At 45.3% G+C, this 26,701-nt stretch carries 22 protein-coding genes; 12 read left to right on the forward strand and 10 right to left on the reverse strand.

The features are described from left to right. The first annotated feature begins 87 nt into the window (after positions 1–87). The 6 genes from CHRO_RS23160 (at position 88) to CHRO_RS23185 (ending at position 7,250) form a co-directional block, all read left to right on the forward strand. The gene (locus CHRO_RS23160; RefSeq protein ID WP_084739185.1) at positions 88–1,386 is read left to right on the forward strand and encodes an ABC transporter substrate-binding protein; all 1,299 of its coding nucleotides are present in this window, start codon (positions 88–90) and stop codon (positions 1,384–1,386) included. Positions 1,387–1,612: 226 nt separating this feature from the next. Next, complete coding sequence (locus CHRO_RS23165) at positions 1,613–2,533, forward strand: carbohydrate ABC transporter permease (protein WP_015156657.1); 921 nt, start codon at positions 1,613–1,615, stop codon at positions 2,531–2,533. 2 nt (positions 2,534–2,535) lie between these two features. Next, positions 2,536–3,357: a carbohydrate ABC transporter permease gene (locus tag CHRO_RS23170; protein WP_015156658.1), complete on the forward strand. Its 822-nt coding sequence runs from the start codon at positions 2,536–2,538 to the stop codon at positions 3,355–3,357. 100 nt (positions 3,358–3,457) lie between these two features. Further along, complete coding sequence (locus CHRO_RS23175) at positions 3,458–4,603, forward strand: ABC transporter ATP-binding protein (protein WP_015156659.1); 1,146 nt, start codon at positions 3,458–3,460, stop codon at positions 4,601–4,603. Then, a complete protein-coding gene (locus tag CHRO_RS23180; protein ID WP_015156660.1) occupies positions 4,569–6,053 on the forward strand; it encodes a mannitol dehydrogenase family protein in 1,485 nt (494 codons plus the stop codon). Before CHRO_RS23175 ends, CHRO_RS23180 begins: the two co-directional genes overlap by 35 nt. Positions 6,054–6,167: 114 nt before the next feature. Then, positions 6,168–7,250 (forward strand): fatty acid desaturase family protein, encoded by a 1,083-nt coding sequence (locus tag CHRO_RS23185; protein WP_181824226.1) that lies wholly within the window; start codon positions 6,168–6,170, stop codon positions 7,248–7,250. Between the two features lie 52 nt (positions 7,251–7,302). Here CHRO_RS23185 and CHRO_RS23190 read toward each other — a convergent pair whose 3' ends face one another. The 3 genes from CHRO_RS23190 to CHRO_RS23200 all read right to left on the reverse strand — a co-directional run bounded on the left by CHRO_RS23190 (position 7,303) and on the right by CHRO_RS23200 (position 10,063). Further along, a complete protein-coding gene (locus CHRO_RS23190; RefSeq protein ID WP_041463447.1) occupies positions 7,303–8,070 on the reverse strand; it encodes an MBL fold metallo-hydrolase in 768 nt (255 codons plus the stop codon). Positions 8,071–8,126: 56 nt separating this feature from the next. Beyond that, the gene (locus CHRO_RS23195) at positions 8,127–9,143 is read right to left on the reverse strand and encodes an ABC transporter substrate-binding protein (RefSeq protein ID WP_015156663.1); all 1,017 of its coding nucleotides are present in this window, start codon (positions 9,141–9,143) and stop codon (positions 8,127–8,129) included. A 92-nt stretch (positions 9,144–9,235) separates the two neighbouring features. Continuing rightward, entirely contained in the window at positions 9,236–10,063 is an 828-nt protein-coding gene (locus CHRO_RS23200; RefSeq protein WP_015156664.1) for an ABC transporter ATP-binding protein, read from the reverse strand. Positions 10,064–10,653: 590 nt separating this feature from the next. Here CHRO_RS23200 and CHRO_RS23205 point away from each other — a divergent pair. Together CHRO_RS23205 and CHRO_RS23210 are read left to right on the forward strand one after the other, a co-directional pair. Next, on the forward strand, positions 10,654–11,508 hold the full coding sequence (locus tag CHRO_RS23205; RefSeq protein WP_015156665.1) for an ABC transporter permease: 855 nt from the start codon (positions 10,654–10,656) through the stop codon (positions 11,506–11,508). Positions 11,509–11,630: 122 nt separating this feature from the next. Beyond that, positions 11,631–12,230, forward strand: coding sequence for a cysteine hydrolase family protein (locus CHRO_RS23210; protein WP_015156666.1), 600 nt, complete (start codon positions 11,631–11,633; stop codon positions 12,228–12,230). Positions 12,231–12,517: 287 nt separating this feature from the next. On the opposite strand, the gene gntT is transcribed toward CHRO_RS23210, so the two are convergent. Next, positions 12,518–13,924 (reverse strand): guanitoxin biosynthesis MATE family efflux transporter GntT, encoded by a 1,407-nt coding sequence (gene gntT, locus CHRO_RS23215; RefSeq protein ID WP_219335999.1) that lies wholly within the window; start codon positions 13,922–13,924, stop codon positions 12,518–12,520. Between the two features lie 288 nt (positions 13,925–14,212). Between gntT and CHRO_RS23220 the strand changes: the two genes are divergently transcribed. Next, positions 14,213–14,887, forward strand: a complete 675-nt coding sequence (locus tag CHRO_RS23220) for an SDR family oxidoreductase (protein ID WP_015156668.1) — start codon at positions 14,213–14,215, stop codon at positions 14,885–14,887. Here the strand turns inward: CHRO_RS23220 and CHRO_RS23225 are convergent. Both CHRO_RS23225 and CHRO_RS23230 read right to left on the reverse strand, forming a co-directional pair. Further along, the gene (locus tag CHRO_RS23225; RefSeq protein ID WP_015156669.1) at positions 14,874–15,293 is read right to left on the reverse strand and encodes a hypothetical protein; all 420 of its coding nucleotides are present in this window, start codon (positions 15,291–15,293) and stop codon (positions 14,874–14,876) included. The two genes, CHRO_RS23220 and CHRO_RS23225, sit on opposite strands and share 14 nt — an antisense overlap. Further along, positions 15,283–16,713: a S41 family peptidase gene (locus CHRO_RS23230; protein WP_015156670.1), complete on the reverse strand. Its 1,431-nt coding sequence runs from the start codon at positions 16,711–16,713 to the stop codon at positions 15,283–15,285. Before CHRO_RS23230 ends, CHRO_RS23225 begins: the two co-directional genes overlap by 11 nt. 184 nt (positions 16,714–16,897) lie before the next feature. On the opposite strand from CHRO_RS23230, the gene CHRO_RS23235 reads away from it, so the two are divergent. Both CHRO_RS23235 and CHRO_RS23240 read left to right on the forward strand, forming a co-directional pair. After that, positions 16,898–18,247: a deoxyguanosinetriphosphate triphosphohydrolase gene (locus CHRO_RS23235; protein WP_041463450.1), complete on the forward strand. Its 1,350-nt coding sequence runs from the start codon at positions 16,898–16,900 to the stop codon at positions 18,245–18,247. A 344-nt stretch (positions 18,248–18,591) separates the two neighbouring features. Then, on the forward strand, positions 18,592–19,596 hold the full coding sequence (locus tag CHRO_RS23240) for a glycosyltransferase (protein ID WP_015156673.1): 1,005 nt from the start codon (positions 18,592–18,594) through the stop codon (positions 19,594–19,596). 18 nt (positions 19,597–19,614) lie between these two features. On the opposite strand, the gene CHRO_RS23245 is transcribed toward CHRO_RS23240, so the two are convergent. From CHRO_RS23245 to CHRO_RS23260, 4 genes are all read right to left on the reverse strand, one after another. Beyond that, the gene (locus CHRO_RS23245) at positions 19,615–20,487 is read right to left on the reverse strand and encodes an inositol monophosphatase family protein (protein ID WP_015156674.1); all 873 of its coding nucleotides are present in this window, start codon (positions 20,485–20,487) and stop codon (positions 19,615–19,617) included. A gap of 167 nt (positions 20,488–20,654) precedes the next feature. Beyond that, on the reverse strand, positions 20,655–22,193 hold the full coding sequence (gene trpE, locus CHRO_RS23250; protein ID WP_015156675.1) for an anthranilate synthase component I: 1,539 nt from the start codon (positions 22,191–22,193) through the stop codon (positions 20,655–20,657). A gap of 239 nt (positions 22,194–22,432) precedes the next feature. Continuing rightward, positions 22,433–22,861 carry a photosystem I reaction center subunit II gene (psaD, locus tag CHRO_RS23255; protein ID WP_015156676.1) on the reverse strand — a complete coding sequence of 143 codons (429 nt, stop codon included), beginning with the start codon at positions 22,859–22,861 and terminating at the stop codon, positions 22,433–22,435. Between the two features lie 217 nt (positions 22,862–23,078). Then, on the reverse strand, positions 23,079–25,085 hold the full coding sequence (locus CHRO_RS23260) for a DICT sensory domain-containing protein (protein ID WP_015156677.1): 2,007 nt from the start codon (positions 25,083–25,085) through the stop codon (positions 23,079–23,081). Between the two features lie 481 nt (positions 25,086–25,566). On the opposite strand from CHRO_RS23260, the gene CHRO_RS23265 reads away from it, so the two are divergent. Further along, entirely contained in the window at positions 25,567–26,592 is a 1,026-nt protein-coding gene (locus CHRO_RS23265) for a glycosyltransferase family 4 protein (protein WP_015156678.1), read from the forward strand. Positions 26,593–26,701: the final 109 nt, after the last annotated feature.

A 26,701-nucleotide genomic window follows, 5' to 3' on the forward strand; every position in this document is an offset into this window, starting at 1 on the left:
TTTCATTTAATTTTTTAACATCAAAGGAGTTATGCGGTGCGTATCCCCCGCTTCGCTAAAGTACTGGTTGCATTCCTAGCTGGGTTGATGCTGGTGCAACTGCTACACGCTTGTTCGTCTTCATCAGCCGCCGAGAAAACTAGACTGACGATCGCCACCGTTAACAACGGCGACATGGTTGTCATGCAGGGGCTTTCTCGCCAGTTTGAACAAGAAAACCCCAATATCGAACTCAGGTGGGTGGTGCTGGAAGAAAACGTGTTGCGCCAACGCACGACTACGGATGTTGCCAGCCAGGGAGGACAATTTGATGTCTTGACAATCGGTTCTTATGAAACCCCAATATGGGCGAGACGAGGTTGGCTAACACCATTGAACAACCTACCTGCTAGCTATGACGTAAACGATCTGCTAAAACCCATCAGAGAAGGACTTTCCAACGACGGCACGCTCTACGCGCTGCCGTTCTATGGAGAAAGTTCAATGCTGTACTACCGCAAAGATTTGTTTGCCAAAGCAGGAATTAGCGTTCCCGAACAACCAACATACGCTCAGATCGCACAGTGGGCGAGTAAAGTTCACGATCCGGCAAACGGGGTATATGGCGTTTGTCTGCGAGGAAAACCTGGCTGGGGCGAAAACATGGCATTTCTGTCTACCTTGGTCAACACCTCCGGCGGGCGCTGGTTTGACATGAAGTGGCAACCTCAGCTCGATACTCCAGCCTGGAAAGAGGCAGTAGGATTTTACGTCCAACTGCTACAAAAATATGGACCCCCAGGAGCCAGTTCTAATGGATTCAACGAGAATCTCGCGTTGTTCTCGACGGGTAAATGCGGCATGTGGGTAGATGCAACCGTTGCAGCGGGACTGTTATCTAATCCGAAAGAATCCCAAGTCGCCGATCGCGTTGGCTTTGCCCGTGCGCCAATTGAAGAGTATCCTAATGGATCGAACTGGCTATGGGCTTGGGCGTTAGCAATTCCTCAAACCTCAAAATCTCCCGCAGAGGCGCAAAAGTTCATCGCCTGGGCAACATCCAAGGAATACATCCAATTGGTTGCGAACAAAAATGGCTGGGTTGCCGTTCCACCAGGGACGAGGACTTCCACCTACAACAATCCCAATTATCAAAAAGCCGCACCGTTTGCTCAGATTGTCTTGAACTCAATCCAATCTGCCGATATTACCCATCCCGCCGCCGAACCAACTCCTTATAAGGGAGTTCAATATGTAGACATTCCAGAATTTCAAGCGATCGGCGCTTCTGTCGGGCAGACCATCGCCGCCGCACTGACCAACAACATTTCGGTAGATCGAGCATTGCAACAATCGCAGAGTGCAACCGAACGGTTTATGAAACACACCGGATATATTGACCAGTGAGTCGTAGGGACGGGTTTCCAAACCCGCCCCTACGACTCCCGACTCCTGTACGGGCGGGTTTCCCAAATAGACTCTGATGCTAACTACAGATTTCGGGTGAACCCGCCCCTACAATTTTTGACTTTTGTACGGGCGGGTTTACCGATCGTATTTGATTCTGACCAGTATTTCGGGTGAACCCGCCCCTACAATTTTTGACTTTTGACTTTTAACTTTTGACTTACTTATGTCTTCCTCATTAGCTGTAAAGCCTCAACAGGCAACGCCACCACCTGCCAAACGTTCTAGGCGACAGACATCGACCTTATCTTTAGTTGCGCCTTCGGTCATTGTGCTGCTGCTGTGGATGATTGTGCCTCTGGCGATGACCTTATGGTTTTCCTTTCAGCGATACAACCTGCTGAATCCAGATGCCCGCCGATTCATCGGAATTGAAAATTTCACCTTCATCCTCACCGATCCGGCATTGTGGACGGCGATCGCCACCACTCTAATTTTAGTCGCCTCGGTGTTAGCAATTACGATCGCGCTAGGCACGTTACTCGCGGTCTTATTTGACCAAGACTTTCCGGGTCGCGGGATTGCGCGGGTACTGGCGATCTCGCCATTCTTCGTCATGCCTACAGTCAGCGCCTTGATCTGGAAAAATATGTTGATGCATCCAGTCAACGGACTGTTTGCTCAAATCACAAGAGGATTGGGCTTAGGGGCGATCGATTGGTTTGCCGATTTTCCCTTGCTGGCGATTATCATCATTGTTTCCTGGGAGTGGCTGCCCTTTGCATTGCTAATTTTACTCACTGCCATTCAGTCTTTAGATCGCGAACAGTTAGAGGCGGCGCGGATGGATGGGGCAAATGCGATCGCCTTATTTCGTTTCGTTATGCTACCGCATTTGAGTCGCGCTATTGCTGTAGTCGCTGCGATCGAGACGATTTTCTTCCTGACGATCTTTGCCGAAATCTTCGTGACTACTGGTGGTGGACCCGGACTGGCAACTACTAACCTTGCCTATTATATTTTCCTCAAAGCCTTACTAGAATTTGATGTCGGTGGTGCTTCAGCGGGTGGATTAATTGCCGTCCTCCTTGCCAACATTGTCGCAATCTTTTTGATGCGTAGCGTTGCTCGTAATCTGGATACATAATCATGGCACGTAAAAATTCTCGCCTCTGGCTCTGGACAATTCTAGGATGGCTAGCTGCTGCCATCTTGTTTTTCCCGATCTTCTGGATGTTTATTACCAGCTTCAAAACTGAAGTAGCAGCAGTTTCAACTCCACCGCAATTGTTTTTCCAGCCTACATTGGAAAACTATGTTGCCATCCAAGATCGGGCAGATTATTTCAACTATGCGTTTAACAGCATAGCCGTCTCACTCGGTTCGACAATACTCGCGCTACTGCTTGCCGTACCTGCTGCCTATGCAATGGCATTCTTCCCTACTAAGCGCACCAAAGGAACCTTACTGTGGATGCTATCTACCAAAATGCTGCCACCCGTAGGCGTATTAGTGCCGATCTACATTCTGTGTCGCAACTTGGGATTGCTAGATACCCGCATCGGTTTGATTATCATTTATACCCTGATTAACTTGCCGATCGTTGTCTGGATGATCTACAGCTTCTTCAAAGAAGTTCCCAAAGATATTCTCGAAGCCGATCGCATGGATGGGGCAAACACGCGCCAAGAACTGCTCCATGTCTTGCTACCCCTAGCATTACCTGGAATTGCCTCCACCGCGCTGCTTTCAATTATTTTGTCATGGAACGAAGCCTTCTGGAGCTTAAACCTGACGACAGCAGATGCAGCCCCACTCACAGCATTTATTGCCTCATTTTCCAGCCCCCAAGGGCTATTCTGGGCAAAACTCTCCGCCGCATCAACACTGGCGATCGCCCCCATCCTGATCTTCGGTTGGCTCAGTCAACGGCAACTGGTACGGGGGTTGACGTTTGGAGCAGTGAAGTAAGAATTCGGAATTCGGAATTCGGAATTCGGAATTAATCGATCTCGTACCATGCAACTACCAATTACCAACTACCAATTACCAATCACCAATTACCAAAATTATGTCAACAGTTACTTTAAGAAATATCCATAAACGGTATGCCGATACTGAGGTGATTAAAGGTATCGATCTTGATATCGGCGATCGCGAATTTGTTGTCTTTGTCGGTCCTTCTGGTTGTGGCAAATCAACTTTGTTACGGGCGATCGCTGGACTGGAGGAAATCACATCTGGCGATTTACTCATTGATGGCGTGAGAGTAAATGACGTACCACCAGATAAACGCGGGTTGGCAATGGTGTTTCAAACCTATGCCTTGTATCCCCACATGACGGTAGCAGAGAATATGGCGTTTAGTCTGCGCCTAGCGGGTGTTCCTAAGGCTCAGCGTCTTGAAAGAGCGAAAGAAGTTGCCCGTATCCTTCAATTAGAACCGCTATTAAATCGGAAGCCTAGAGAACTATCGGGAGGACAACGCCAACGGGTAGCGATCGGTCGGGCTTTGGTGCGCAAACCTAAAGTCTTTTTGTTCGACGAGCCGCTGTCAAACTTGGATGCAGCCTTGCGCGTACAGATGCGGATCGAACTTGCTAGCCTTCATGATACTTTGCAAGCCACGATGATATACGTGACGCACGATCAAGTGGAGGCGATGACGCTAGCTGACAAAATTGTGGTGTTGCAGGGTGGTATTGTCGAGCAAGTCGGATCGCCGTTGGAACTGTACCACCATCCCCGCAATTTATTCGTGGCTGGGTTTATCGGTTCGCCTAAAATGAATTTTCTCTCAGTGACGGTGACAGCTGTAAATAATTCTGGGACAACAGTTGCACTGCCTGGTGAGGCAACAGTAACAATTCCCGTCCAGCCTGGATTGTCGGTAGGAGATAGAGCCACGCTGGGAATTCGTCCCGAACACTTGCGACTCGATCGCCATAACGCCACGCTCAATGGCGAAGTACTTGTTGTAGAACGGTTGGGTGGAGAAACTTTTCTCTACGTCAAGATTGCGGGTGGCGACACGTTAATTGTGCAAACAGACGGAGATAATCCCAGCCGGATGCACGATCTCGCACCGCTCCAGATTAACGGCGATCTCTGTCATTTATTTAACCAGCAAGGTGAAGCTATTCCTAAAGTTCGTCGTCACCATTTAACTACTGATGAATTCCATGAACAGCAATATCAGCACAGGCTCAACAATTAAGCTGAATGAAGCTTCCTTATCTCGTTTGCCGAACAACATCCGCGTTCCCAATTACGATCGCCACTCCTTAGTTAATGGCATCGTCCATATTGGTGTGGGTGGATTCCATCGAGCGCACCAAGCACTATATCTTGATAACTATTTGCAGCAAACTCACGATCGCGAATGGGGTATCTGCGGGGTGGGACTGCTGGAATTCGATCGCCGGATGCGCGATGCCCTGCATTCTCAGGATTGTTTGTATACTTTGGTGGAACGCTCGACTGAAGGCGATTGGGCGCGTGTTATTGGCTCGATTACACGCTATCTCTTTGCCCCAGATAACCGCGCCCGCGTTATTGACGCACTGGCAGATCCCCACTGTCGAATTGTGACGCTGACGATTACAGAAGCAGGCTATTACTACATTGAAGGTAGCGGCGAATTTGATGCTCACCATCCGACAATTCAGCACGATTTACAACATCCACACGAACCAATTGGGGTCTATGGCTTTTTGACAGCAGCACTGAATAAGCGTCGCCAACAAGGATTGCCACCGTTTACGGTGTTATCATGTGACAACCTACAGGGTAATGGCAATATTGCCCGTAAAATGTTAACTGCCTTTGCTCAAATGCAAAATCCAGAGTTAGGAAATTGGATTAGCGATCGCGTCACCTTTCCTAACTGCATGGTCGATCGCATTACTCCCGCGACAACAGCAGCCGATCTCAAAATGGTGGCGGAGCAATTTCAGATTGATGATGCCTTTCCAGTTGTGGCAGAACCATTTCTTCAGTGGGTCGTTGAGGATAACTTTTGTGCGGGTAGACCGGATTTAGAATCTGTAGGCGTACAAATGACCGATGACGTTCATCCTTATGAGATGATGAAAATTCGGTTACTCAACGCCAGTCACTTACTCATTGGTTATCTCGGCACTCTGGCAGGATATACCTACGTGCATGAGGTAATGGCAGATCCGGCAATTCGGCAAGCCGTCGATCGCCTGATGGCAGAAGTTACACCCACGCTTCAACCCGTACCGGGAATCGATCTAGACGCTTACAAACAGACGTTAATTCAACGATTTGCCAATCCTAAAATACAGGATCGGCTACCGCGTTTGTGTCTCAATAGTGCTGCTAAGATGCCAAAATTTATTCTGGGTTCGTTGCGTGACGCTCTACAACAGGATGGGGCGATCGAATATATGAGTCTGACGATTGCTGCTTGGTTCCGTTACCTGAAGGGACAGGATGACCAAGGCAACGCGATCGAGATCGACGATCCTATGGCAGATATTTTGACACAACGCGCTCGTTCCGGCGGCTCCGATCCTCGACCTTTACTCGGTATATCTGAGATTTTTGGCGACTTATCGCGATCGCCGCGTTTTGTGGAGACAGTTGGAAATTACTTACGCAGTTTGGATGAATTTGGAGCCAAAGGAACGCTAGCTCGATAGCGATCGTTTCCTACTGTTCTCTTGCTCCAACTAACTGTATTATTCAAAACATATTTCATGCATGGACACCCGTATGCTGAATCCGAGGCTAGATTCGGAAATCCATTTAGTGATATGACTACGGCAGCTACCCCAGATGCAAGTTTCTATATCAACGATCGCAACTACTGGATTAACGGTGCGGCGTTAACCTACGTCTTGGTAGGATACAGCTTTGCAATTTTCTGCATCGTGCAGCATTTGTGGTGGTTAAACCTCTTGGGTACGGTGTTATTAACCCATACGCTAATTTGGGCAGCATACTTCGTCCATGAATTTATTCATGGCAACATTTTTCGTAACCCGCGCTGGAATGTCGCATTTGCGCAGGTAATGTTATTTCTGACAGGTTCTTGCTACAGTCGTTATCGCGATGTTGCCAGCAACCATTTAGCCCATCATAAAAACAGGGCTGACTTTTCTGCTTTTTCCCTACCAGATTTCCTCCAAACTGCACCAAAGCCGATAGTACGCCTAATTGTGGCGCTGGAATGGCTTTATTTTCCCGCTATTAACTTTTTGTTGCGGTGGTTTAATGCCCTTTCTCCATTTTTGGGACAACAGCGCCGAGATGAGCGAGTGCGTAACGGTTTGTTACTATTACTCCGAGGTAGCCTATTCACAGCCTTAGCAATCTATTCTCCCCATGCCATTGTTCTTTACTTTTTCGCTTATATTTGCTTTATCAACATCCTCAGATTTATCGACTGCTTTCAGCACACGTACACTGTGTTTCAACTAGGTCAATCCTTACCGCAATACAGTTTGGAACATGAGGAAGCAAATACTTTCTCTAACCTCATTTCTCTGCGTTGGTCTTGGCTAAATGTATTGCTGCTAAACTTTGGCTATCACAACGCCCATCATCGAGTTATTCGCTGTCCTTGGTATCTTTTGCCTAAATTAGATGCCGAATTATACCCCCGCAACTACCGTCAGTACGTGACGCTACCTCAACTCATCGCTAACTACCATCGTTTTCGGATTCATCGCTTATTCTACGGTCAAGGAACGGTTGTGGATACCGAGAAGGGGTTGAATCTAGATAACTTTGTCGGGGCGGTTGGAGTATCTTTTCTATTTTCGCGGGAGCCGATAGACTGGTTAAAGCTTGCTGCTAGTGATAGTGATGGCGCGCTAAGCGTTCGCGAAGTGTAGCGCAGATAAGACTCGATCCCTTAACAACCCTCCGATCCTCGGGGGCAATGCCCTACACTTGAATTTCCGAAGGACACCCTGGTTTGCGCCTTGCTGCTAAATACTCGGCGATGATTTGTTGATATCTCTCTTTGCCAAAAAACGTGTAGTGACCGGGATAAACTGTCTCTATTGGCAGTTTTTCTAGCCGTTCGTAGGTAGCAATATAAGTAGGGATATCACTGCAATGAAGTTCGTCTAACAACTCGCCATCATAAATCACATCTCCAGAGAACAAATCTTGAGATTTGGGTTCATATAAAGCAATACAGCCAGGGGAATGTCCAGGGAGATGCAACACCTCAAAAGCGCGATCGCCTAAATCTAATACGTCTCCTTCTTGAAGAATTTGTGTAGGTTCTGCTGCATTTAAGGTATATGTTTCGACTGTAAATCCAGGGTAAGGTAGCAAGTCGAAATGTTCTTCTAATACCCAACCTTGTGCTGGCGTACACAACGCCTCATAATCATCTCCTTTTTGCAGTGCTTCGGCTTCCGCCGCATGAATGGCGCGTTCGTCGAATTCGTGCATCCCACCCGCATGATCGAAGTGAATGTGAGAGGCGATCGCCAACAACGGTTTATCAATTAAACTAGCAATGTATTGCCGCAAACTCGCAACCCCTAGCCCAGTATCGATCAAAAGATCGCGATCGCGACCTTTAATTAACCAGAGATTTGCCCGATTCCACCAATAGTAATGCGGTTCGCTAATTAGGTAGAGGTTGTCACTAATTTTTTGCGTCGAAAACCAGCTTTGACAGACAGCTTTAGAGTGCATCATGGTGAGTGGTAGTAAGGTGGGCAATGCCCACCTTACAATTTGGATGATAAAGTTTAAGTTGATTTGACTATAGAATCATCGTACAAAGATTTCAGCTCAAGAGGTTTAGGAACTATTTTAAAGTCATAAGCAGCTCTTGCCGTCAGCTCGAAATTTTTCATTGCATTATTGGGATGATTTAAATTAAATGCAATTGACTTGTTACTGTCCAAATCAAAAATCTTGACTCCCGCGATTTGTTCTTTTGCTTCCTCTGGGGTGACTCCTAACTTTTGAGCAGCAATTTTGATTGCTTCTTCATCACCAGAATTCACTAACTTAACTCCCTTATCGATCGCCCGCACATAAGCCTGAAGATCCGCTTTGCGGCTTTCAATCAGTTTTTGTCTTACGACTAATACATCAGCAATTAAATTCGTATCTTTAGTGGTAAAAATAATTTTTCCTCCACTTTCCTTGGCTGCTTTAGTCAACCAGGGTTCGTAAGATACGGCAGCATCGACACGTTTGGCAGCAAATGCCGCTGCTGCATCTGCGGCAGTTAAATCTCTTACGATCGCATCTTGTTCGGTCAATCCGCCTTTCTCTAAGTAGCTACGTAATAAAACCTTCTCAAATAATATATTTTCTCTAGCAACGGTTTTCCCTTTCATATCTTTGGGACTGTTGATATTATGACCTAAAATACCATCCGATCCATTTGAATAATCGACAACATAGAACATCCGAATTGACGGATCTTTGCTAATCATTTGTACTGCATCTCCTGATGTTACCCAGCCTACGTCAACTTTTCCAGCTAGAAATGCAGTAATACCTTCTGTTGCACTCTGAAAGAAAGTTTCTTGCACCTTGATGCCTTCTTGACTAAAAAAGTCTTTTTGGAGTGCGACATAGTGACCTGAATATCCAGGCCAAGGATTAATACCAGAAATCAATACTTGAGGTTGAGGCGTAGGAGATGAAGGGGAAGAAGATGAAGTTGTTGAAGTTTGAGGAGAACAAGCAACAGCCCATAACAAAGATATCAAAGCCAGCACAATCAAACGTCTTGCAGGAAATTTAACCATCACTTACACTCTATTTCTGAAAGTTACACGAATAAGTCTTTCTTTCCGACTCCCATACGGGCGGGTTTGGAAACCCGCCCCTACCGACTCCCCTACTCACCGCGCAAAGCGTGCAGAATTTGACGTTTTATCTCAACAAATTCTGATGAGAGTTTAATTTCTAAATGACGATTGGCTGGCAAATTGACAGGTATTTCTAGTTGCAGCCGACCGGGATGACTGCTCATGACATAAATGCGCTGGGAAAGAAAGATTGCTTCTTCGACATCGTGAGTAATCATCAATACAGTCGTATGAGTTTGCTCCCAAAGTTCTAACAAAAATTGCTGCATTTGTTCTTTGGTTTGAGCGTCCAAAGCGCCGAAAGGTTCATCCATCAATAGTACTTCTGGTTCGTTGGCTAAAGCACGAGCGATCGCAACTCGTTGTTTCATTCCACCTGATAATTGTTTTGGGTAAGCTTTAGCAAACTGAGTTAAGCCAACTACGTTCAAGTAGTATGCTACCCGCTCTCGCTGCTCCGCTTTGGACATTTTACGCAACTGCAAACCAAATGCAATATTTTGCGAGACTGTTAGCCAAGGATAAAGCGTGTAGCCTTGAAACACCATACCGCGATCGCTCCCAGGACGACCAGTCACAGCCTGACCGTCAACTAATACTTGACCTGCGGAAGGAGTTGTGAGTCCAGCCACGATATTAAGTAGAGTAGATTTACCACACCCAGATACACCAACCAAACAAACAAATTCTCTAGGGTCAAGTTGGAAGTTAATCTTTTCTAGTACTACCAATTCCTTACCACGATTGGAATAGGATTTGCAGATTTCTCGGACTTCCAACTTAGGTTGATTTAGATCGGCTCGTCCCGATTGGGTTGATTGTTCCCGCAATTGACCGTTGAAGCGGGTATCAAGCATAAGCTACGCATTCCTACATCTAAAAATTATCGCGATCTATACTTTTGTCAAGTTGCTCTAATTCAGTTAATCTCAAGCTATCTACTAAAATTGTTAATTGAGATACAGATTTTTGGCTATGAATGATGCCTCTTCAAAGGTAATAGTTTGCTAACATACGATTCACGACTTCCGACTTCTCAATATAGCTTTAAAGCGCGATCGCCAATCAACTATTTTTATCAGTACGATCGCAGTTGCAAGAGAAAAAAACAAAGGAGCGATCGCCGCGCAAATTGTTGTCAATAGGGTACAAAGTATTACCTGAATGGAAGTAAACTAGTTTACACCAATTTCTTTCAATTATGATACTTGATTTGAGTATAAATAAATACAAACATATAAATTCAGCAACTGTAATAGTATTAAAATAAGCTGCCTAAATCTTGCTTTTCTCTACACTATGCTTTTTAGTAGCAGAAGACTGAGACAACCGATCGACAATTCAGCAAAATAACGGAATTCTTCACAGCGATCGACTCACATCCTCTGCTGCTCCAGTTACTGAAAGTTTCTAAAGTATTTGCTAATAGATGGAGGTAATACCACTGGTGGCTCAATCTAGTTTCAGTAATTCAGATCTAGCTTCGCCTCGTCAAAACCGCTATCTCGAACCTTCCGTGTTTTGGAGCATCCGCCAAGGTTTCCCCCGTTGGCTGGCAATGGCGATCGCCGCAACATCTCTCGCAGTACCGTTAATATTATGGGCGATCGCGAGTTACGCGGGTTGGGTTCCGCCAATGTTTCTCCCCACACCAACAGCGGTTCTCCAAGCTGGTATAGATATGTTGACTCAGGACAATCTCATTATGGATGTCCTCGTAAGCTGCGGTCGGGTTCTCGGCGGTTTTCTATTTGCCGCAATTATTGGAGTACCAATGGGAATCGCAATGGGAACTTTCTACAGCATGGAAAGCCTATTCGCTCCCATTGTCGGTACGGTGAGATATATGCCTGTCACCGCATTTGTACCGCTAATTGTGATTTGGGTTGGTTTAGGTGAAGAAGCCAAGATACTAATTGTCTTCTTGGGTGTCGTACTGTACAACGCCATCATGGTAGCAGATGCGGTCAAATTCATTCCCAACGAGATGATTAATGTTGCCTATACTTTAGGGGCAAATCGTCGCGATGTCTTGTTCAAAGTGATTGTGCCAGCAACATTTCCTAGCGTTCTAGATACTCTACGAGTTAATATTTCTGGAGCTTGGAACTTTTTAGTCATTGCCGAATTGGTAGCAGCTCAAAGCGGTTTAGGTTTCAAAATTATTCAAGCTCAACGATTTCTGCAAACAGAGAAAGTATTATTTTGTATTGCTTTAATTGGCGCGATCGGCTTACTAATTGACTACAGTTTGAAGTGGCTCTCCAGACAGCTTACCCCTTGGGCAGATCAAACCCGATAGAATCAGTTATCAGTTATCAATGTAGAGACGTTAGATGTAAAGTCTCTACAAAGTTATCAGTAACAAAAGACCAATTACCAACTACCAACTACCAACTACCAATTACCAATTACCAATCAGTGATGAACCTCAAGCTAGAGCCAAACAAAACTGCCTTAATTTGTGTCGATCTGCAAACTGGAGCGTTCACAGGAGATTGCACGCTTTCCTATGTTGGTATTGCCCAATTGTTGCCCAAGGCAAAGCGAGTTTTAGCAGCAGCGCGTCAAGCAAAACTACCAATTATTCACTGTAAAGAAGTCCATCGTAAAGAAATGGTGGATTTTGGACGGGAGTTAGATGGTGCAGAACCGATTCACTGTTTGGAAACTTGGGCTAGTACTGATTATTATTGTGAATTAGCTCCAATTGACGGAGAATTTACAATTAGCAAACGTCGCTACAGCTGTTTTTTTGGTACGGATTTAGAGATCCTGCTGCGGGGGTTGAAGGTAGATACTTTAGTATTAATTGGTATGATGACGAACGTTTGCGTGCATTACACGGCAGCGGATGCTCATCAGCACGATTACCACTTCCACGTTATTGAAGATTGCTGTTCTGGTTCCGATTGGGACGCACATTGGGCAGCGCTAACAGCGATGGAATATTTGCAAACAGGCGCGAGAATTTCACACGCTGCATTTGTTGAAGCGATATCAGGTAAAGTTCCAGCAGCTTGAGACGAGTATTTTTGGATGCAGGGATTGGTCAATACATCTCTGTTGTGATGCCAAGATTTTGAAGCTCCCCCAACTCCCTTTTTAAGGGGGCTTTGTTCTCTCTGTTTGATGGCAAGAAGCAGGCGATACCATTTTGATCTGACTGCGCCACGGAAGATCCCCCCAACCCCCCTTAACAAGGGGGGCTATGAGCGACCGATTTAGTGCAAGGATAAATAGAATTGGTACGAGGAGTTAGAAAAACAACGCCGTAAAAAGAGACTTTGTTCCCCCCTTTTTAAGGGGGGCTAGGGGGGATCGGATCTCTGGCAACGATCGATAGAATTAGTCTTGAGGGTTCTCGGCACAAATATTGCCAAACTCAAAGCTCTGACAACCATAAATAAAGCCAGAGACAACCAGAGTAGATGAGTGTTACGGAAATACCACGCAGCGATAGCCATTGGTGCAAATCCCAACGAAGCAGCCGCAAGCACCGAAATTCTCAAAATCCGACCTGCGGTTAAGCCGAGAAAGTAACCATCCAACATGTAGGCGATCGCCCCAAATCCCAAAACTGGTAGCAACCAGCCTACATAACTGCCAATTCGTCCCAAAATTGCACTATGGTTAGTCAATAACCCGAATAAGGGTGTGGGGATGAGAATGAAGGCGATCGCAAACAGTATTCCTACGCTCAAACTTGCTGTTCCAGATACCCATATGAGTTGGGTTAATTGGGCGATCGCTCCTCTGCCTAGAAAAACTCCGGCTAGGGTTTCGGTGGCGAAGGCAAGTCCATCAATAAAGTATGCTGTCAGCGTCACCACTTGTAACAATACCGCATTGGTAGATAAAATCTCCGTTCCCAAGGTCGAACTAAGATTGGTAAATACGGCAAATGTGGAAACTAAAGCAAAGGTGCGGACTAGAATTTCGCCATTGAGCGCGAATGCTGCCCGTAGATCGCTGGGATTGAGAATTTGTCTGACGAATGATGCTTTTGCTGGATGCTGATGTATTTTTACAAGTGGGATTTCTCGATTGATTAAAATCAGCCCTACTAGCAACATGAGGTACTGAGCGATCGCCGTTCCTAGTCCTGCTCCAGTACTTTGCCATCCCCAGCGCACAATAAATAAGTAATTTAGCACCACATTAGATAGATTACCGACAGCCGAGAGCAAAAATACCTTGCCACTTTGCGATCGCCCCAAGAACCAACCAATGAGTACAAAGTTGAGCAAGGTCGCTGGTGCGCCCCAAATGAGAGCATCGTAATATGCTTGACCGGATGCTTTGACTTCTGGTGTCGCACTCAGGAGGGTAAAGCCTAGCATTCTCAAAGGCTGTTGCAAAACTAAAATTAATAATCCCAACGAGAGTGCTATTAAGCCGTTACGTAAGCCTATAAGTATGACTCCTTCTCGATCTTCCCGCCCGATCGCTTGAGCAGTCATCCCCGTTGTCCCCATCCGTAAAAAGCCAAATGTCCAGTAGATGTAATTAAATAGAACAGTTGCTAAAGCGACTCCTGCTAGGTAACGAATTTCCGGTAAATGTCCCAAAAAGGCGACATCCACTAACCCAGCTAAGGGAACCATGAGGTTTGAGAGAATGTTAACGATCGCCAGTTGGAAAAAGTGACGCAGAAAGCTAGAACGAGATGGCAATGCTTTTAAACCCCCTGCATACTTTCCCCTACTGCTTAGCAAGTCACAAGTTAAAAGTTAAAAGTCAAAATTGTGAAACTCACTATAGTGTCTCTATAACTAAATACCACAGTAGACGATTCAATCAATTTCTACATCGCTATTACTAGCCAGCCCGTGTAGAGACGTTACATGTAACGTCTCTACACGAGAAACGTTCACCAATCAAATTGGATTGCTATATCAGTCAAAGACTTTGCCGGGAGAGATTTGAGACATCATACGTCAAAAGGTGTAATCGATCGTCCACAATGAATTGTGTAGCTTGCATACTAGATTGAAATTAGAAACATGACGGATAGTTCTTACATTTTTCTGGCTGGTGCGAGTCGCGGTGTGGGGCGGGAAATTGCTAAATGCCTGGTACAACAAGGTTTGCAGGTAAAAGCATTGTTGCGGACAGCGGCGGCGCAAGCGGAATTAGAAGCGATGGGAATTTCGGTAGTTTTTGGCGATGCGTTGAATGTTGAAGACGTAGAACGGGCAATGCTGGGAGATTCCATCTCTACAGTTATTAGCACGATTGGCGGTTTACCTAAAGATGGAGTCAGAGCCGACTATTTAGGTAATAAAAACCTAATTGATGCAGCAGTGAAAGCAGGCGCACAAAAGTTTATTTTGGTATCTTCTATCGGTAGCGGCAATAGTGTAGCAGCTATACCTCCGCAAGCTTTAGCGACTTTGAAAGATGTTTTAGTCGAGAAGGAACAAGCAGAAAACTATCTTGCAGCAAGTGGTTTGACTTATACAGTCATTCGTCCTGGGGGATTGAAATCGGAACCAGCGACGGGTAATGGTTTGCTAACAGCAGATCCGCGTATTGCGGGAACGATTCATCGCGCTGATGTAGCTCAACTGATTTGTCGTTGTTTAAATTCAGAAAAAGCGAATAATCAAATTCTTTCCGCCGTAGATCGGGAAATGCTTTATACTCCAACTCAATTTGAGGAGTTTAGTTTGAACTAAAAGCTTTCACCCAGCCGAGGCGAATAGACAACGACAGGGCGATCGCGGCAAGGGCAAACCAGACTATACTTTCTCCAGCAGTCGCGATCGCGGGTAAGACTGTCTGGGAGGATTGCAGCGCCATTTCGATTTGAGTTAAGCCGCGCACGCAACCAAAAGCCATAACAGCTCCAGTTTTTAACTGAATATTGCTATCCTCTCGAATGATATAGCGATATGTCACGCCAAATAGAAAGCCACAAACGACTGCGATCGCTCCTGCAAAAAGGCTGGAGAAACTGAAAACGCTAGGGGTAAGCAAGAAGTTATTTACAAAGGTAGTGACGACGAACGCCAAAGCTAAAGTTGCAGATGCTACGGTTCCAGCCTTGAGCGATTCTAATCTTTCTAATTGGTCATTGGTCATTTATAGTTATTCTCCCTTGTCCCCCTTGTCTCCCTTCGCCCCCTAATCCCCACTCCCTTCGGTCGTGGGGAAGAGCGAGTTCCCCCTTGTCCCCCTTGTCCCCCTTGTCTCCCTTGTCTCCCTTGTCCCTCAGAGCCTCTGCTCCCTGTGCCTGATAACTAGTCACTGTTTCGATCGCCCGTTCTTTTTGCGGGTCTGCGCCTTGGGCGTATTCTAAAGTAAAGGGAACGGTAATATCTGGAGTGATGGGCTTGCCTTCTAGTCTATATTTGCCATCAATTATCACGTCAGCAACGGCTAAATAAAGGACGCTGCCATCTGGCATGATGAAAGGACGACCTCCTACTACTGCGCCTGCTGTAGGAGAACCAACGACAGAGCCAATTTTATAGCGCTGGAAGCCAAACGCTAGAATTTCTTTACCGCTTCTACTACCTTCATTGACAAGCATCACGACTGGTTTTTTCCATTGATAGTTTGCTGTGGACGATTGGCGATCGCGTCCTGTCATGGTAACGCTGGGACCATTGGCAGTGTATATATTAAGATAATTAGGCGATGCGCCACCCCATCCATCCCGCAAGTCTAAAACTAATCCATCGGCATCTTTGAGGCGACCGTACATTAAATCTTCTTCAAGTTGCTGCTGGTATTCGTCACCTGCATACGACCAAATATGTACGTACCCAATTTTTTTACCTTCTTTTTGAATAATTTGGGTACTGGCTTGCTGTGCCTTGAGAAACAGCGTCGTAGCATCATATATCTGCGGCGTAACCTCAATTTCTTGCTGAGTTTGAGTATCAGCATTTCGCTGAATTGCGATCGCAACTGGCTTACCAACATTTGCAAAAGATTGAATTGGTTGGAAAGGTTTGCCATCTATGCTAATAATGCGATCGCCGACTTTTAATTTGGCTTTCGCCGCCGGACTTCCTTCTAAAATGCCACTAATAAAAGTTTTGCCTTGAATTTCTTTGGTAAAAATGCCAATTCCAGGATATTCAATCTTACCTTGAGGCAAGAATTTTTTTAACTGTTTCTGTAAGTCAGGATTGCGTTTGGCAAAAATACCCAAAAGTTGATAATATGCAGGCTCATCTGCGGTGTAATAGCGCGTGTGAGATGTCCGTAACTGGGACAGCATTTGATTGACAACGGTAGCAAATTCTGGTGTCGATTTTGCTCGAACTGCTTGAGACTTATATTGCTCTCGCATTGCTTTCCAGTCTACGCCGTTGAATTTAGGGTCGAAAAAGTTTTCATTAACCGTTTGCCAGACGCGATCGAATACCTGTGCTTGCGGTTTTGCTAGCAGCGATGGTATTGGTGAGACAAACCAGATTAGCAACAGAGTAGAAATACTAATTAAACAGGCGATCGCCCAACGATTTGACTGAGACAGTTTAAATCTCTGCATTATGGAAGGTTGAGAATTTCGAGCAGGATCTCTAGTCTAGTGCGATCGCTACTCTTACGACTGTCACGTTGTGTTAGGTGAATTAAGCGCGATCGCTCCTTATCTGGGGTAGCACAAGCAATAAGTGAGGAATAGACTTATTGTAGGTTTATCCACTGATAAGGGGTATAGAATGGCTACCTTAATGGCATGGTCTAGATTACTATCTCGTAAACGGCTGGGAGAAATTCTAGAAACTTACGAGGCAGAAATTCCAGCACAAAATCGGACATCATTTCAAAGAGACTTCGATCGCATTGTTTTCTCTTCTTCTTTTAGAAGATTAAAGGATAAAACACAAGTCTTTCCTCTATTTAATAACGATTACGTTCGCAACCGTCTCATTCATAGTTTAGAAGCATCTTGTGTGGGACGTTCCCTCGGCACAATTGTCGGGGAAGAAATTATTAAAAGACATAGTAAAAATTTACATGATTATATTGCCTCTGATTTTGGCGATATTATTGCTGCTGCTTGTCTATCACACGATATTGGCAATCCGCCATTTGGTCATACTGGTGAAGATGCGATTCAAGAGTGGTTTAAATCGGCTCGCGCTCAGTCAGTATTACAACAGTTAAATCTACTACAACAAGCCGATCTCACCTGCTTTGAAGGCAATGCCCAAGGATTCAGAATTATAACTCAAAAAGAGAAACAAGCCGATCGCATTGGTTTGCAACTTACCTATGCAACGTTAGGAACTTTTATGAAATATCCTAGAGAATCTTCGATCTCTGGTGAGGTTTTTCCACAATATCAAGGTAAAAGTACAGCTAAGCACGGCTTTTTTCAGGCAGAAAAAAATTTAGTCGAACAAATTGCCACTGAAGTTGGCTTGATTCGTCGCGATGCAAAGTCTGCTTGGTGGTGCAGACATCCACTCGTATTTTTGATAGAAGCGGCTGACGATATTTGTTATCATATTGTCGATTTAGAAGATGGCTTTCGTATGGGTTATATCACCTATGAAGAAGCAGAAAACTTATTAAAAACTCTACTTGAAGAAGACAATTTAGAATATTTGGGTAGCGATTTATTAGATAACATTAAATATTTGCGCTCCAAAGCAATTCACCAATTAATCCTTGAAGCTAAGCATATTTTTCTAGACTTCGAGTCTGAAATATTATCTGGAGAATTTGACGCACCTTTAACATCAGTCATTCCTTCGGCAGATAGTCTTAAAGAAATTGTCGATATTACCCGTAGAAAAGTCTACGAATCTTGCGAAGTGATTGAAGTTAAAGTAGCAGGCTATGAAGTTTTAGGAGGTTTGTTAGAAGAGTTTATTACTGCTATTAGTCAAGAGGATCTTTCTAAGAGCTATTTAATTAAAAAATTACTGCCTAATTTTAAAGCAGATGATGAAAACTTAGATTTATACAATAAAATTTTGAAAGTCACAGATTATATTTCTGGCATGACTGATTCTTATGCCGTATCAGTTTATAAAAAAATCAAAGGCATTTCTCTGCCTCGGGGCGGGAAGTAAGCTGCAATTTTGACTCTTTGTCAGCAGACTTGACTTATCCTTGCTTAGCATAAGTCGCGCATACTATTGAAAGAAAAAGCCAGCCAAAAGTAAAGGTATAAGCAGCAAAGCAGAGATAATCAACAGCAAAGTCCCAGGTTCAATTTTGATTTCGTTTTTATCGGGTTCGGGCATTTTGCACCTACAAGCAAACACTCATACTACTTCAGGATAAAAGATTGTTGTCTACCAGTTAAAGCCCTTTTAAGTTGAGAAATGTAAACATAGCTTGCCTCAGATGAGTATGAATGAGGTTGAATTTGGTTTGGATGAGCTAACTTACAGGCAGCAGATGAGGCGATCGCATGAGAAAATTGTATTTCTTAGTACCGGGAACGGGTGGGAAGTTTGCCTGTGGTGGGCTGTGGGCGGAATTAAAAACTCTAAATCTGGCAAAACAGATTTGTGATGCAGAAGCCGTAACATATCGTCAGCGAGAAAAGGATACGCCGTTTTTAGATGATTTGCTGCAAAGCGATCTGAATCCAGACGAGATCGTATTTGTATTGAGTTGGGGATTTGATGTCGCCAAACTCGCTCATCAGCTCAAACAATATCATGCGATCTATCATGCTCATAGTACGAATTATGGATTTAGGCTTTCAGCCAATATTCCAATTATTACTGTCAGTCGTCATACGATGGGGTATTGGGGACAGCGATCGCCGCATTCACTCATTTATTATTTGCCCAACCAAATTAGCGATGAATTTCACAATTTTAATCGCCAGCGGGATATAGACGTTTTAGTTCAAGCACGAAAATCTTCTCAATATCTCATCCAAGAATTAATTCCTGCTTTAGAACAAAGCTGTCGCGTAGTCGTCGTGAATTCTTATGTTGAAGATTTAGCAGAACTATTTAATCGGGCTAAAGTTTACCTATATGATTCAGCAGAATATTGGGCGCAACAGGGAGTAACTGAAGGGTTTGGACTGCAACCTCTAGAAGCAATGGCATGTGGTTGTCAAGTTTTTTCCAGTGTCAATGGTGGTTTATCCGATTACTTAGATCCTGGTTTTAACTGTTATAAAATTGCTGGATATGCCCGAGAATTTGACGTGCAGCGAATTCTAGAAGTTATAAATCGTCCTCAATTACCTTTTCTCTCTGAGGCTATTTTGACTGAGTACAGGACTGAGAATATTTTGAAACGTTTCCAGGTCATTTTACATGATGTTAATATCTTTTTCGACAAGCGATCGTCTTATGCTCATGCAATTCGAGATTTGACACCGATGAGAATTGCTCAGTTAAACTTAAAAAGATTCATGAGTAAGTTGAGCAAAAAATATTTTCAAGCACGATAGGAAAATGCCATTACATGCTTACGCTGCCAAACTTTGCACTGCTATTAATAAGTGCTGGTGTACTGATTCAGATGTAGCGACTATGAGTCCAGGTAGGCTGTAGTCCTTACAGGTGTGCAAGGGAGGAGGAACGGAACCATCATGAGTGGTGACAATACAGCCAGTTTCTCTGGCAAGAAAAGCGAGTGCAGCACCATCAATGAATTTACCAGAGGCGATCGCTGCCCCAGCTATTTCACCAGTTAGAATACCGTTGAGGTTGGAAACTTGAATTTCCCGCGAGTAGGCAGTGGCTATATCTATGACTTCGTAGTCCTGTTGTTTCAATCTCGATTGAAGCGCACTCATCCCCCATCCTAAGAGAATAGTTGGTTTTGGCTGTCCGACTCGTAATGGTTTACAGGCTGCTAAATCCTGTGTCAAAGTTCCTTGGAAAGCGCCTTCGCCACGTAGCGCGTAGTAGTAAGTATTTTGGGCGGGAGAGATGGCTATGACTGCTTCAAAGTCGTCGCAATTGAGAATGCTGAGAATAATTTGATAATTTGCATGTCCGTCAAGGTAGAACTGAGTCCCGTCTATAGGGTCTAGCGTCACGAGATAATCGCCTTCACCACCCAGATCGATCGCGCGAAAATATTTTGTATTGCGCGATTGTTCGTATTCTTCCCCGTAAAATCGGATGTGGGGAAAGTTTGCCAAAAGTGCCACTTCCACTAGATTCTGAATCGCCAAATCTGCATCGGTCAAAGCCGCAGCAAAAAAATTATCTCCTTCTCCTTTCGCCGGAAGTGCGGTAATTTTAGATTGAATCCGATCTGCGTAGGCTGCTGCTACTTGAAGATAGGGAAATAAACTTTCGACGATCGCGCGCGGACTCGGTGACTCTGACATAATTCAACTGCTAGAGGACTGAGCAATAGTAGCAAATCCTCAATCTCTTGGCAGCGTCTCTAGAACACAAATTTCACAACCGTTTTCAATTGGGTACAATACATATGTTGTAGGGGCGCACATCTGTGCGCCCCTACCAATGACTGTCAACACAAATTGCTACAAATTTAATTTTTTTCCAAACAACGAATAGCGACTAAAAGACCCCTAGCTTTATTGAGAGTTTCTTCGTACTCTTTTTCTGGGTCAGAGTCGGCTACTATACCAGCACCAGCTTGGACGCTAGCAGCACCATCACGCACAACCATAGTACGGATGGCGATCGCGCTATTTAACTGCCCTTCAAAGTCATAATAACCGTAAACTCCAGAATAAACCCCACGACGGCACGTTTCTAATTCGTGAATAATTTCCATTGCCCGAATTTTTGGCGCACCACTGACCGTACCAGCCGGAAAACAAGCTTTAAGCAAATCCCATGCTATCTTATCTGGTGCGAGTTCTCCCACGACATTGCTAACAATGTGCATGACATGAGAATAGCGCTCGATCGCCATTAATTCATCAACTTTCACCGTACCGCTTTTACACGCCCGTCCCAAATCGTTACGTCCCAAGTCAACTAACATGACGTGTTCGGCAATTTCTTTCGGATCTTTCAACAGATCTTCTGCATAGGCTGCATCTTCCTGGGGTGTTTTTCCCCTCGGACGAGTCCCCGCAATCGGGCGCAAAGTTGCCACCATAGTTCCATTTGGATCTCGTTCTGCTTTCACCATCACTTCAGGACTAGACCCAATGATTTGCCAGTCTTGGAAGTGGAAATAAGCCATATAAGGCGAGGGATTAATCAATCGCAGAGAACGATATAAAGCAAACGGATCGCCCTCATAGGTTGTCGTGAGGCGCTGGGAGAGGACGACTTGAAAAATATCGCCAGCTTTAATGTATGCCTTTGCCCGATTGACATTGGCACAGAACTGTTCCCTCGTTACATTACTTGTATATTCTTTTTCCCCCTTGTCCCCCTTGTCCTCCTTGTCTCCCTTGTCTCTTTCTGGGGGTTGCCATTCTAAAACCGTATCCCGATGCGATAGGGGCAGTTGGAGTTTCTCAACCATTTGACGCACGCGATCGCCTGCTTGTTGATATGCTTGCTGGAGATCGGCATTGTCACGCACGTCGGCATAGGCGATCGCCCAGATTTTGCGCTTGACTTGATCGAAAATGAGTAATTGGTCTATCTGCATCCACAAACCATCCGGCTGGTCGCTTTCTGTTGCTGGATAAACTGGAACCCTGGGTTCGATCCAACGGATCAATTCGTATCCCCAGAACCCAAACAAACCGCCAATACCAGGAGGAAGTTGAGGTAACTTCACCGGATGATAAGGTTCTAAACACGATGCTAGGGCAGCAAACGGATCGCCCTCAATCGTGACTTGCGTACCGTCGCGATAAGTTTGAATTGTGCGATCGCCTTTTGCCGCTAAAGTCCATAGCGGATCGCACCCCAAGAAGCTATAGCGCCCAATATTTTCGCCTCCTTCGACCGATTCCAACAAGAAGCTATAAGGCTGTCCCGCACACACCTTATACCAAGCAGATACAGGCGTATCCAAATCCGCTACCCATTCTTGGTAAACCGGAATGAAATTACCTTGCGTCGCTAACTGCTGGAATTGAGCAAAATTGGGAAAAATCATGATGAACAAGTCAAAAGTCAAAAGTTAGAAGTCAAAACACTAGATAACCAGAATGTATGGCGAGTATCGCCTACCTTCTGCACGGAAAACTGAAAAAAGTAAATGTAGGGTGGGCAATGCCCACCCCACTCAGAAAGTTTTATATTATTGCCTTTTTTATCAACAAAAAACAGAGACTAGAAACTAAAAACTAGAAATCGTAATATCCCTAGCCCCTAGTCTCCAGCCCCTAGCCCCGATTAGGGTGCGTCGTATGGCTGTACGCCACTGAACTTCAACTTGGCTGGGCTGGGGTTGCTGCCAATGTTGCGATCGACGTAACGTACTTTTGGACGACCTTGGTTGACTTTTTCTGGGAAGACACCATCAGCGGGATGGATCATCTGAGTTTCCCCATTAGGATAAACTCGATAGATTTTGTAGTCGTTAATTTTGAATTTCGCCCGCAGTTGTTGCCCGCCCAAAGCGATACCATACTCTTTGCGAGCAATTTCTAGCTTATTTTTGCCCTGCCTCATGATGGCTGAACCACCTGTAGGCATTTCAAAAACTTGCTCCTTGGGGCTAGTCCAAGTGATAACGTATTTTTCTTCTCTTTCTGCTTTGGTCAGCAAGCCACCAGTGCCGCCGCCAAATATAGGTGTTTGTCCCTCAAGTGTTTCTGCCATAGATTTCTCTCTCAAGGTTTTTAGGGCATCCTATCACTGAGATAGCGTCTATTTAGCCAGTATGTAAGGAACTGTAACAGTTAGCAGGGAGCAGGGGGACAAGGGGGACAAGGGGACCCCACGACCGAAGGGAGTGGGGATTAGGGGGCGAAGGGGGACAAGGGGGACAAGGGGGACAAGGGGGACAAGGGAGAGACCAATGACCAATGACCAATGACTATTCCACAGTCGGAATAGTGAAGTGAAACGTACTGCCTTTGTCTTTTCCTGCTGATTCTGCCCAGATTTTCCCGTTCCAGCTATTGACAATTTGACGACAAATTGCTAAGCCTAAACCCGTACCTCCTGCGGTGCGACGGAGTGCGCCTTCTTCTTGGTAGAAGCGATCGAAAACAATTTCGAGCCGATTGGGTTCAATACCGCGTCCGGTATCGGAAACGGTAACTTCTAGCGTTGTGCCACCATTGGTACGCGCTGCGATCGCGATCTGTCCTGTGGGAGGCGTAAACTTACAGGCGTTGTCTAGCAGTTTGGCGATTAGCTCTACTAACCAGTCTCCATCAACCCGAATCGGAGGGAGTTGGACTGGAATTGTGCTGACGATCTGCGGTAAATCGTCTGGGTTAGAACGGATGCGAATGCGGCTGAGGGCAAGCTCGACGCACTCATCTAGGAGTAAAGTTTCTGGATGCCATTCTACCCGTCCGCTTTCTAAGTTGGAGAGGGTGAGAAAATCTTGGACTAATTTGCGCATCCGCTCTGAGTCAGCAAGAGCAGTGCTGAGCATAACTTGCCGCAATTCTAAGGGCATATCTGGCTCGGTGGCAAGGCTTTCCAAACAAACTTGGATCGTCGAGAGGGGGGTACGAAGTTCGTGTCCAGTAATCGCGATGAGGTTGCTGCGGGTGCGATCGAGCGCCTCTAATTGCTGGTTGAGGTCTTCTAGATTTGCGTAAGCTTCGGCTTGAATCAATGCTGCGCCTACCTGAGTGGCGATCGCTTCGACTAAAGAAGTTTCATCTGCCGTCCACTGGTGTGGTTGGGAACCACAATAATGAGATTCGACTATTCCCAATAACTTACCTTGGTACAACACTGGCATTAACAACCAAGAACGAATATCCAGCTGTTTTACGAGCTGTTGTAGCAGGGGTGAATCAGTCACGCGGGTGTCAGTTTGAGTATCGACAATACAGATCGATCCTTGCTGACAGGTCATTTCTTGAAATAAGGGATTTTTTTGTAAAGGCATGACTTTTCCTACTACTGAGGAAACGCCAGGTTGTAAATATTCGTGGGCGATCGCCACCCTATCATCGTTAGCTTGGGCGCGATAAATCAAGCAACGGCAGGCAGCCAGGGCAATTCCCAATTCGCGAACTGCGACTTTCAAGATTTCTTGGGGATGTAACGGTAGTCCGGTGGCGCTACCTTTGCGAATCGCAGCGGTAATCGAGTTGATGAGGCGTTCTTTCCGTTCTTGGGCAGCAATCGAGCGGTAGGCTTTGAGTAATTTGTACTGTCCGGCTTGCAGGTACGTTACTAATCTCTGGACGAAAGGATTGGTATCGATCGCCGCAGGATCTAGCGAGGGTAAAGTAATGGGGGCAGCAGTTTTAGACTTTTTCGCTGACGATCGCCTTTGTGGAAATATACCGAAGCGATCGCGCGCGAGTTCGATTTTAGGGGCTAATTCTGGTCTGTAATGTAAAATGCGTTGAAGTAACAGCTCGGCTGCAATACAGCTAATTTGTCGCTCGGAAGTCCAGATACCTTCAAACTGGCGGGTGGGATCCATATCCACCGCTGGTAAATGAGGTGAGGGTTTAATCTGGACTATGCTGGGGCGTTCGCGACAAATCAGGCAAGTGCTATAATTTTGCCCGATCGCGACGAGATGCCATTCTTGACTTAATGATTCTGTTGGATCGAAGGCGATCGTTTCGTAGTATTCGGAAGCATTCGTAAAATCTGTCTCCGGTGCTGCTAGTACGTAGACTTGATTCGTTTGCCGAGCAAGGCGTTTGTAGCGGTGGGCTTCTTGACGATAGAAGCGTTCCCGCTGAAAGCTAGCAATCAGCAACGGTTGGTCTGAAGTCGAAGCAAGCACTTGGTCTTCCATCGCATGGGACAAAGCCGTTAAAGAAGCTTTGAAATAAACTTGGGGTCGCAGTTGGGGTACTGCTACTAGCAGATCGCTTAGCACAGAAGTCAAATTGCTCATGACTGTGTTTGTCGATCGCGTTACCTGCGTACCACCCTGCCAGGAGAACTAGGAAGCGCGATCGCTGCTTGCTTGCATCGAGGGTTCTCTATCAACCATCCTACCGATACTGGGGACTAGGAGCTAGTAGTCAGTTATCAGGGAGCAGGGGGAAGAGAGCTGAGGGAGCGATCGGGAGCTGAGGGAGCTGAGGAGCATGGGGGAGAAAATACCAAATACCAAATACCAAATACCAACAATATCCTTAGATAGATAGATGTTGTAAAAGTCAAGTAAAAATAGTATAAGTTAATCTTTAGAACTAAAAATTCTAAGTATATAAACCTATAGAGGGTTGCATCTAGGCGAGTTTGTGCCTTTTATTAAAACTTATTAAGCGACGAGAGAAATCTTCTGTCGTTTGCGAGTAAGAAGGCTGCCAAAGGAAATTGGCAGCATTCTTCAGATCGATTTGTAGTTACTGCTCAATTACCAGAAAATAATGAAAATCGCTCAGATTGCTCCTCTGTGGGAACGAGTCCCACCCTTTCGCTACGGTGGTATTGAATTAATCGTTAGTTTACTAACTGACGAATTAGTCCGGCGCGGTCATGAAGTCACGCTGTTTGCCTCTGGTGACTCGATTACTACAGCTCAGCTCAAGTCAGTCCACAATAAAGCATTACGTCTCGATCCCAGTGTCAAGGAACCAGGGCTTTACGAGCAAATGATGCTGTTTGAGGTTTTTAGCAACGCCCATCATTTTGACATTATTCATTCTCATGTTGGCTGCGCTGCCTTGCCTTACACTGGTTTTGCTAAAACGCCTACGGTACATACAACTCACGGTATTTTTACTCCTGATAATGAAAAGATGTTTCGGCGTTTTGCTTGGCAACCATACATCAGTATTAGCGAAGCGCAACGAGAACCTCGTCTAGGGTTAAATTACATTCAAACTATCTATAACGGTATTGATACCTCTATCTATCCGTTTCAGGCTCAACCTAGTCAACCAGCTTATCTGGCTTTCGTCGGTCGCATATCTCCTGAAAAAGGTCCGATTGAAGCGATGAAAATAGCCCGCGCTGCTGGTTTACCATTAAAAATGGCTGGCAAAGTCGATCCGGTGGATCGAGAATATTTTCGCGATCGCGTTGAGCCATTAATTGACGGTGAGCAAATTCAGTACCTTGGGGAAATATCTCATGAAGAGAAGGCTCAGCTTTTGGGTGGAGCTACAGTAACTTTGTTTCCGATTACCTGGCGAGAACCGTTTGGTCTAGTCATGATTGAGTCAATGGCAACAGGCACGCCTGTAATTGGCATGGGTTTGGGTTCCGTACCAGAAGTGATTGCTCATGGTAAAACAGGCTTTGTTTGTCATTCTCTAGAACAAATGGTGGATGTGATTCCCGATGCGATGAAAATAGATCGCCAAACATGTCGCGACTATGCGATCGATCGCTTTAGCGTCCAAGCGATGACGAGCGCATATGAAAAGGCGTATCAAACTTGGAAGGGGTAGGGGAAAAGTCAAAATTGAGCAGACGGTGGACGGTTGACAGTTGATGATGAGTGGCTGGTGGCTGGCGACTAGTGACTAGAAACGATTCTAGCCACCAGCCACTAGTCAC

It is taken from the genome of Chroococcidiopsis thermalis PCC 7203 (genome assembly GCF_000317125.1).
Classification (GTDB): Bacteria; Cyanobacteriota; Cyanobacteriia; order Cyanobacteriales; family Chroococcidiopsidaceae; genus Chroococcidiopsis; species Chroococcidiopsis thermalis.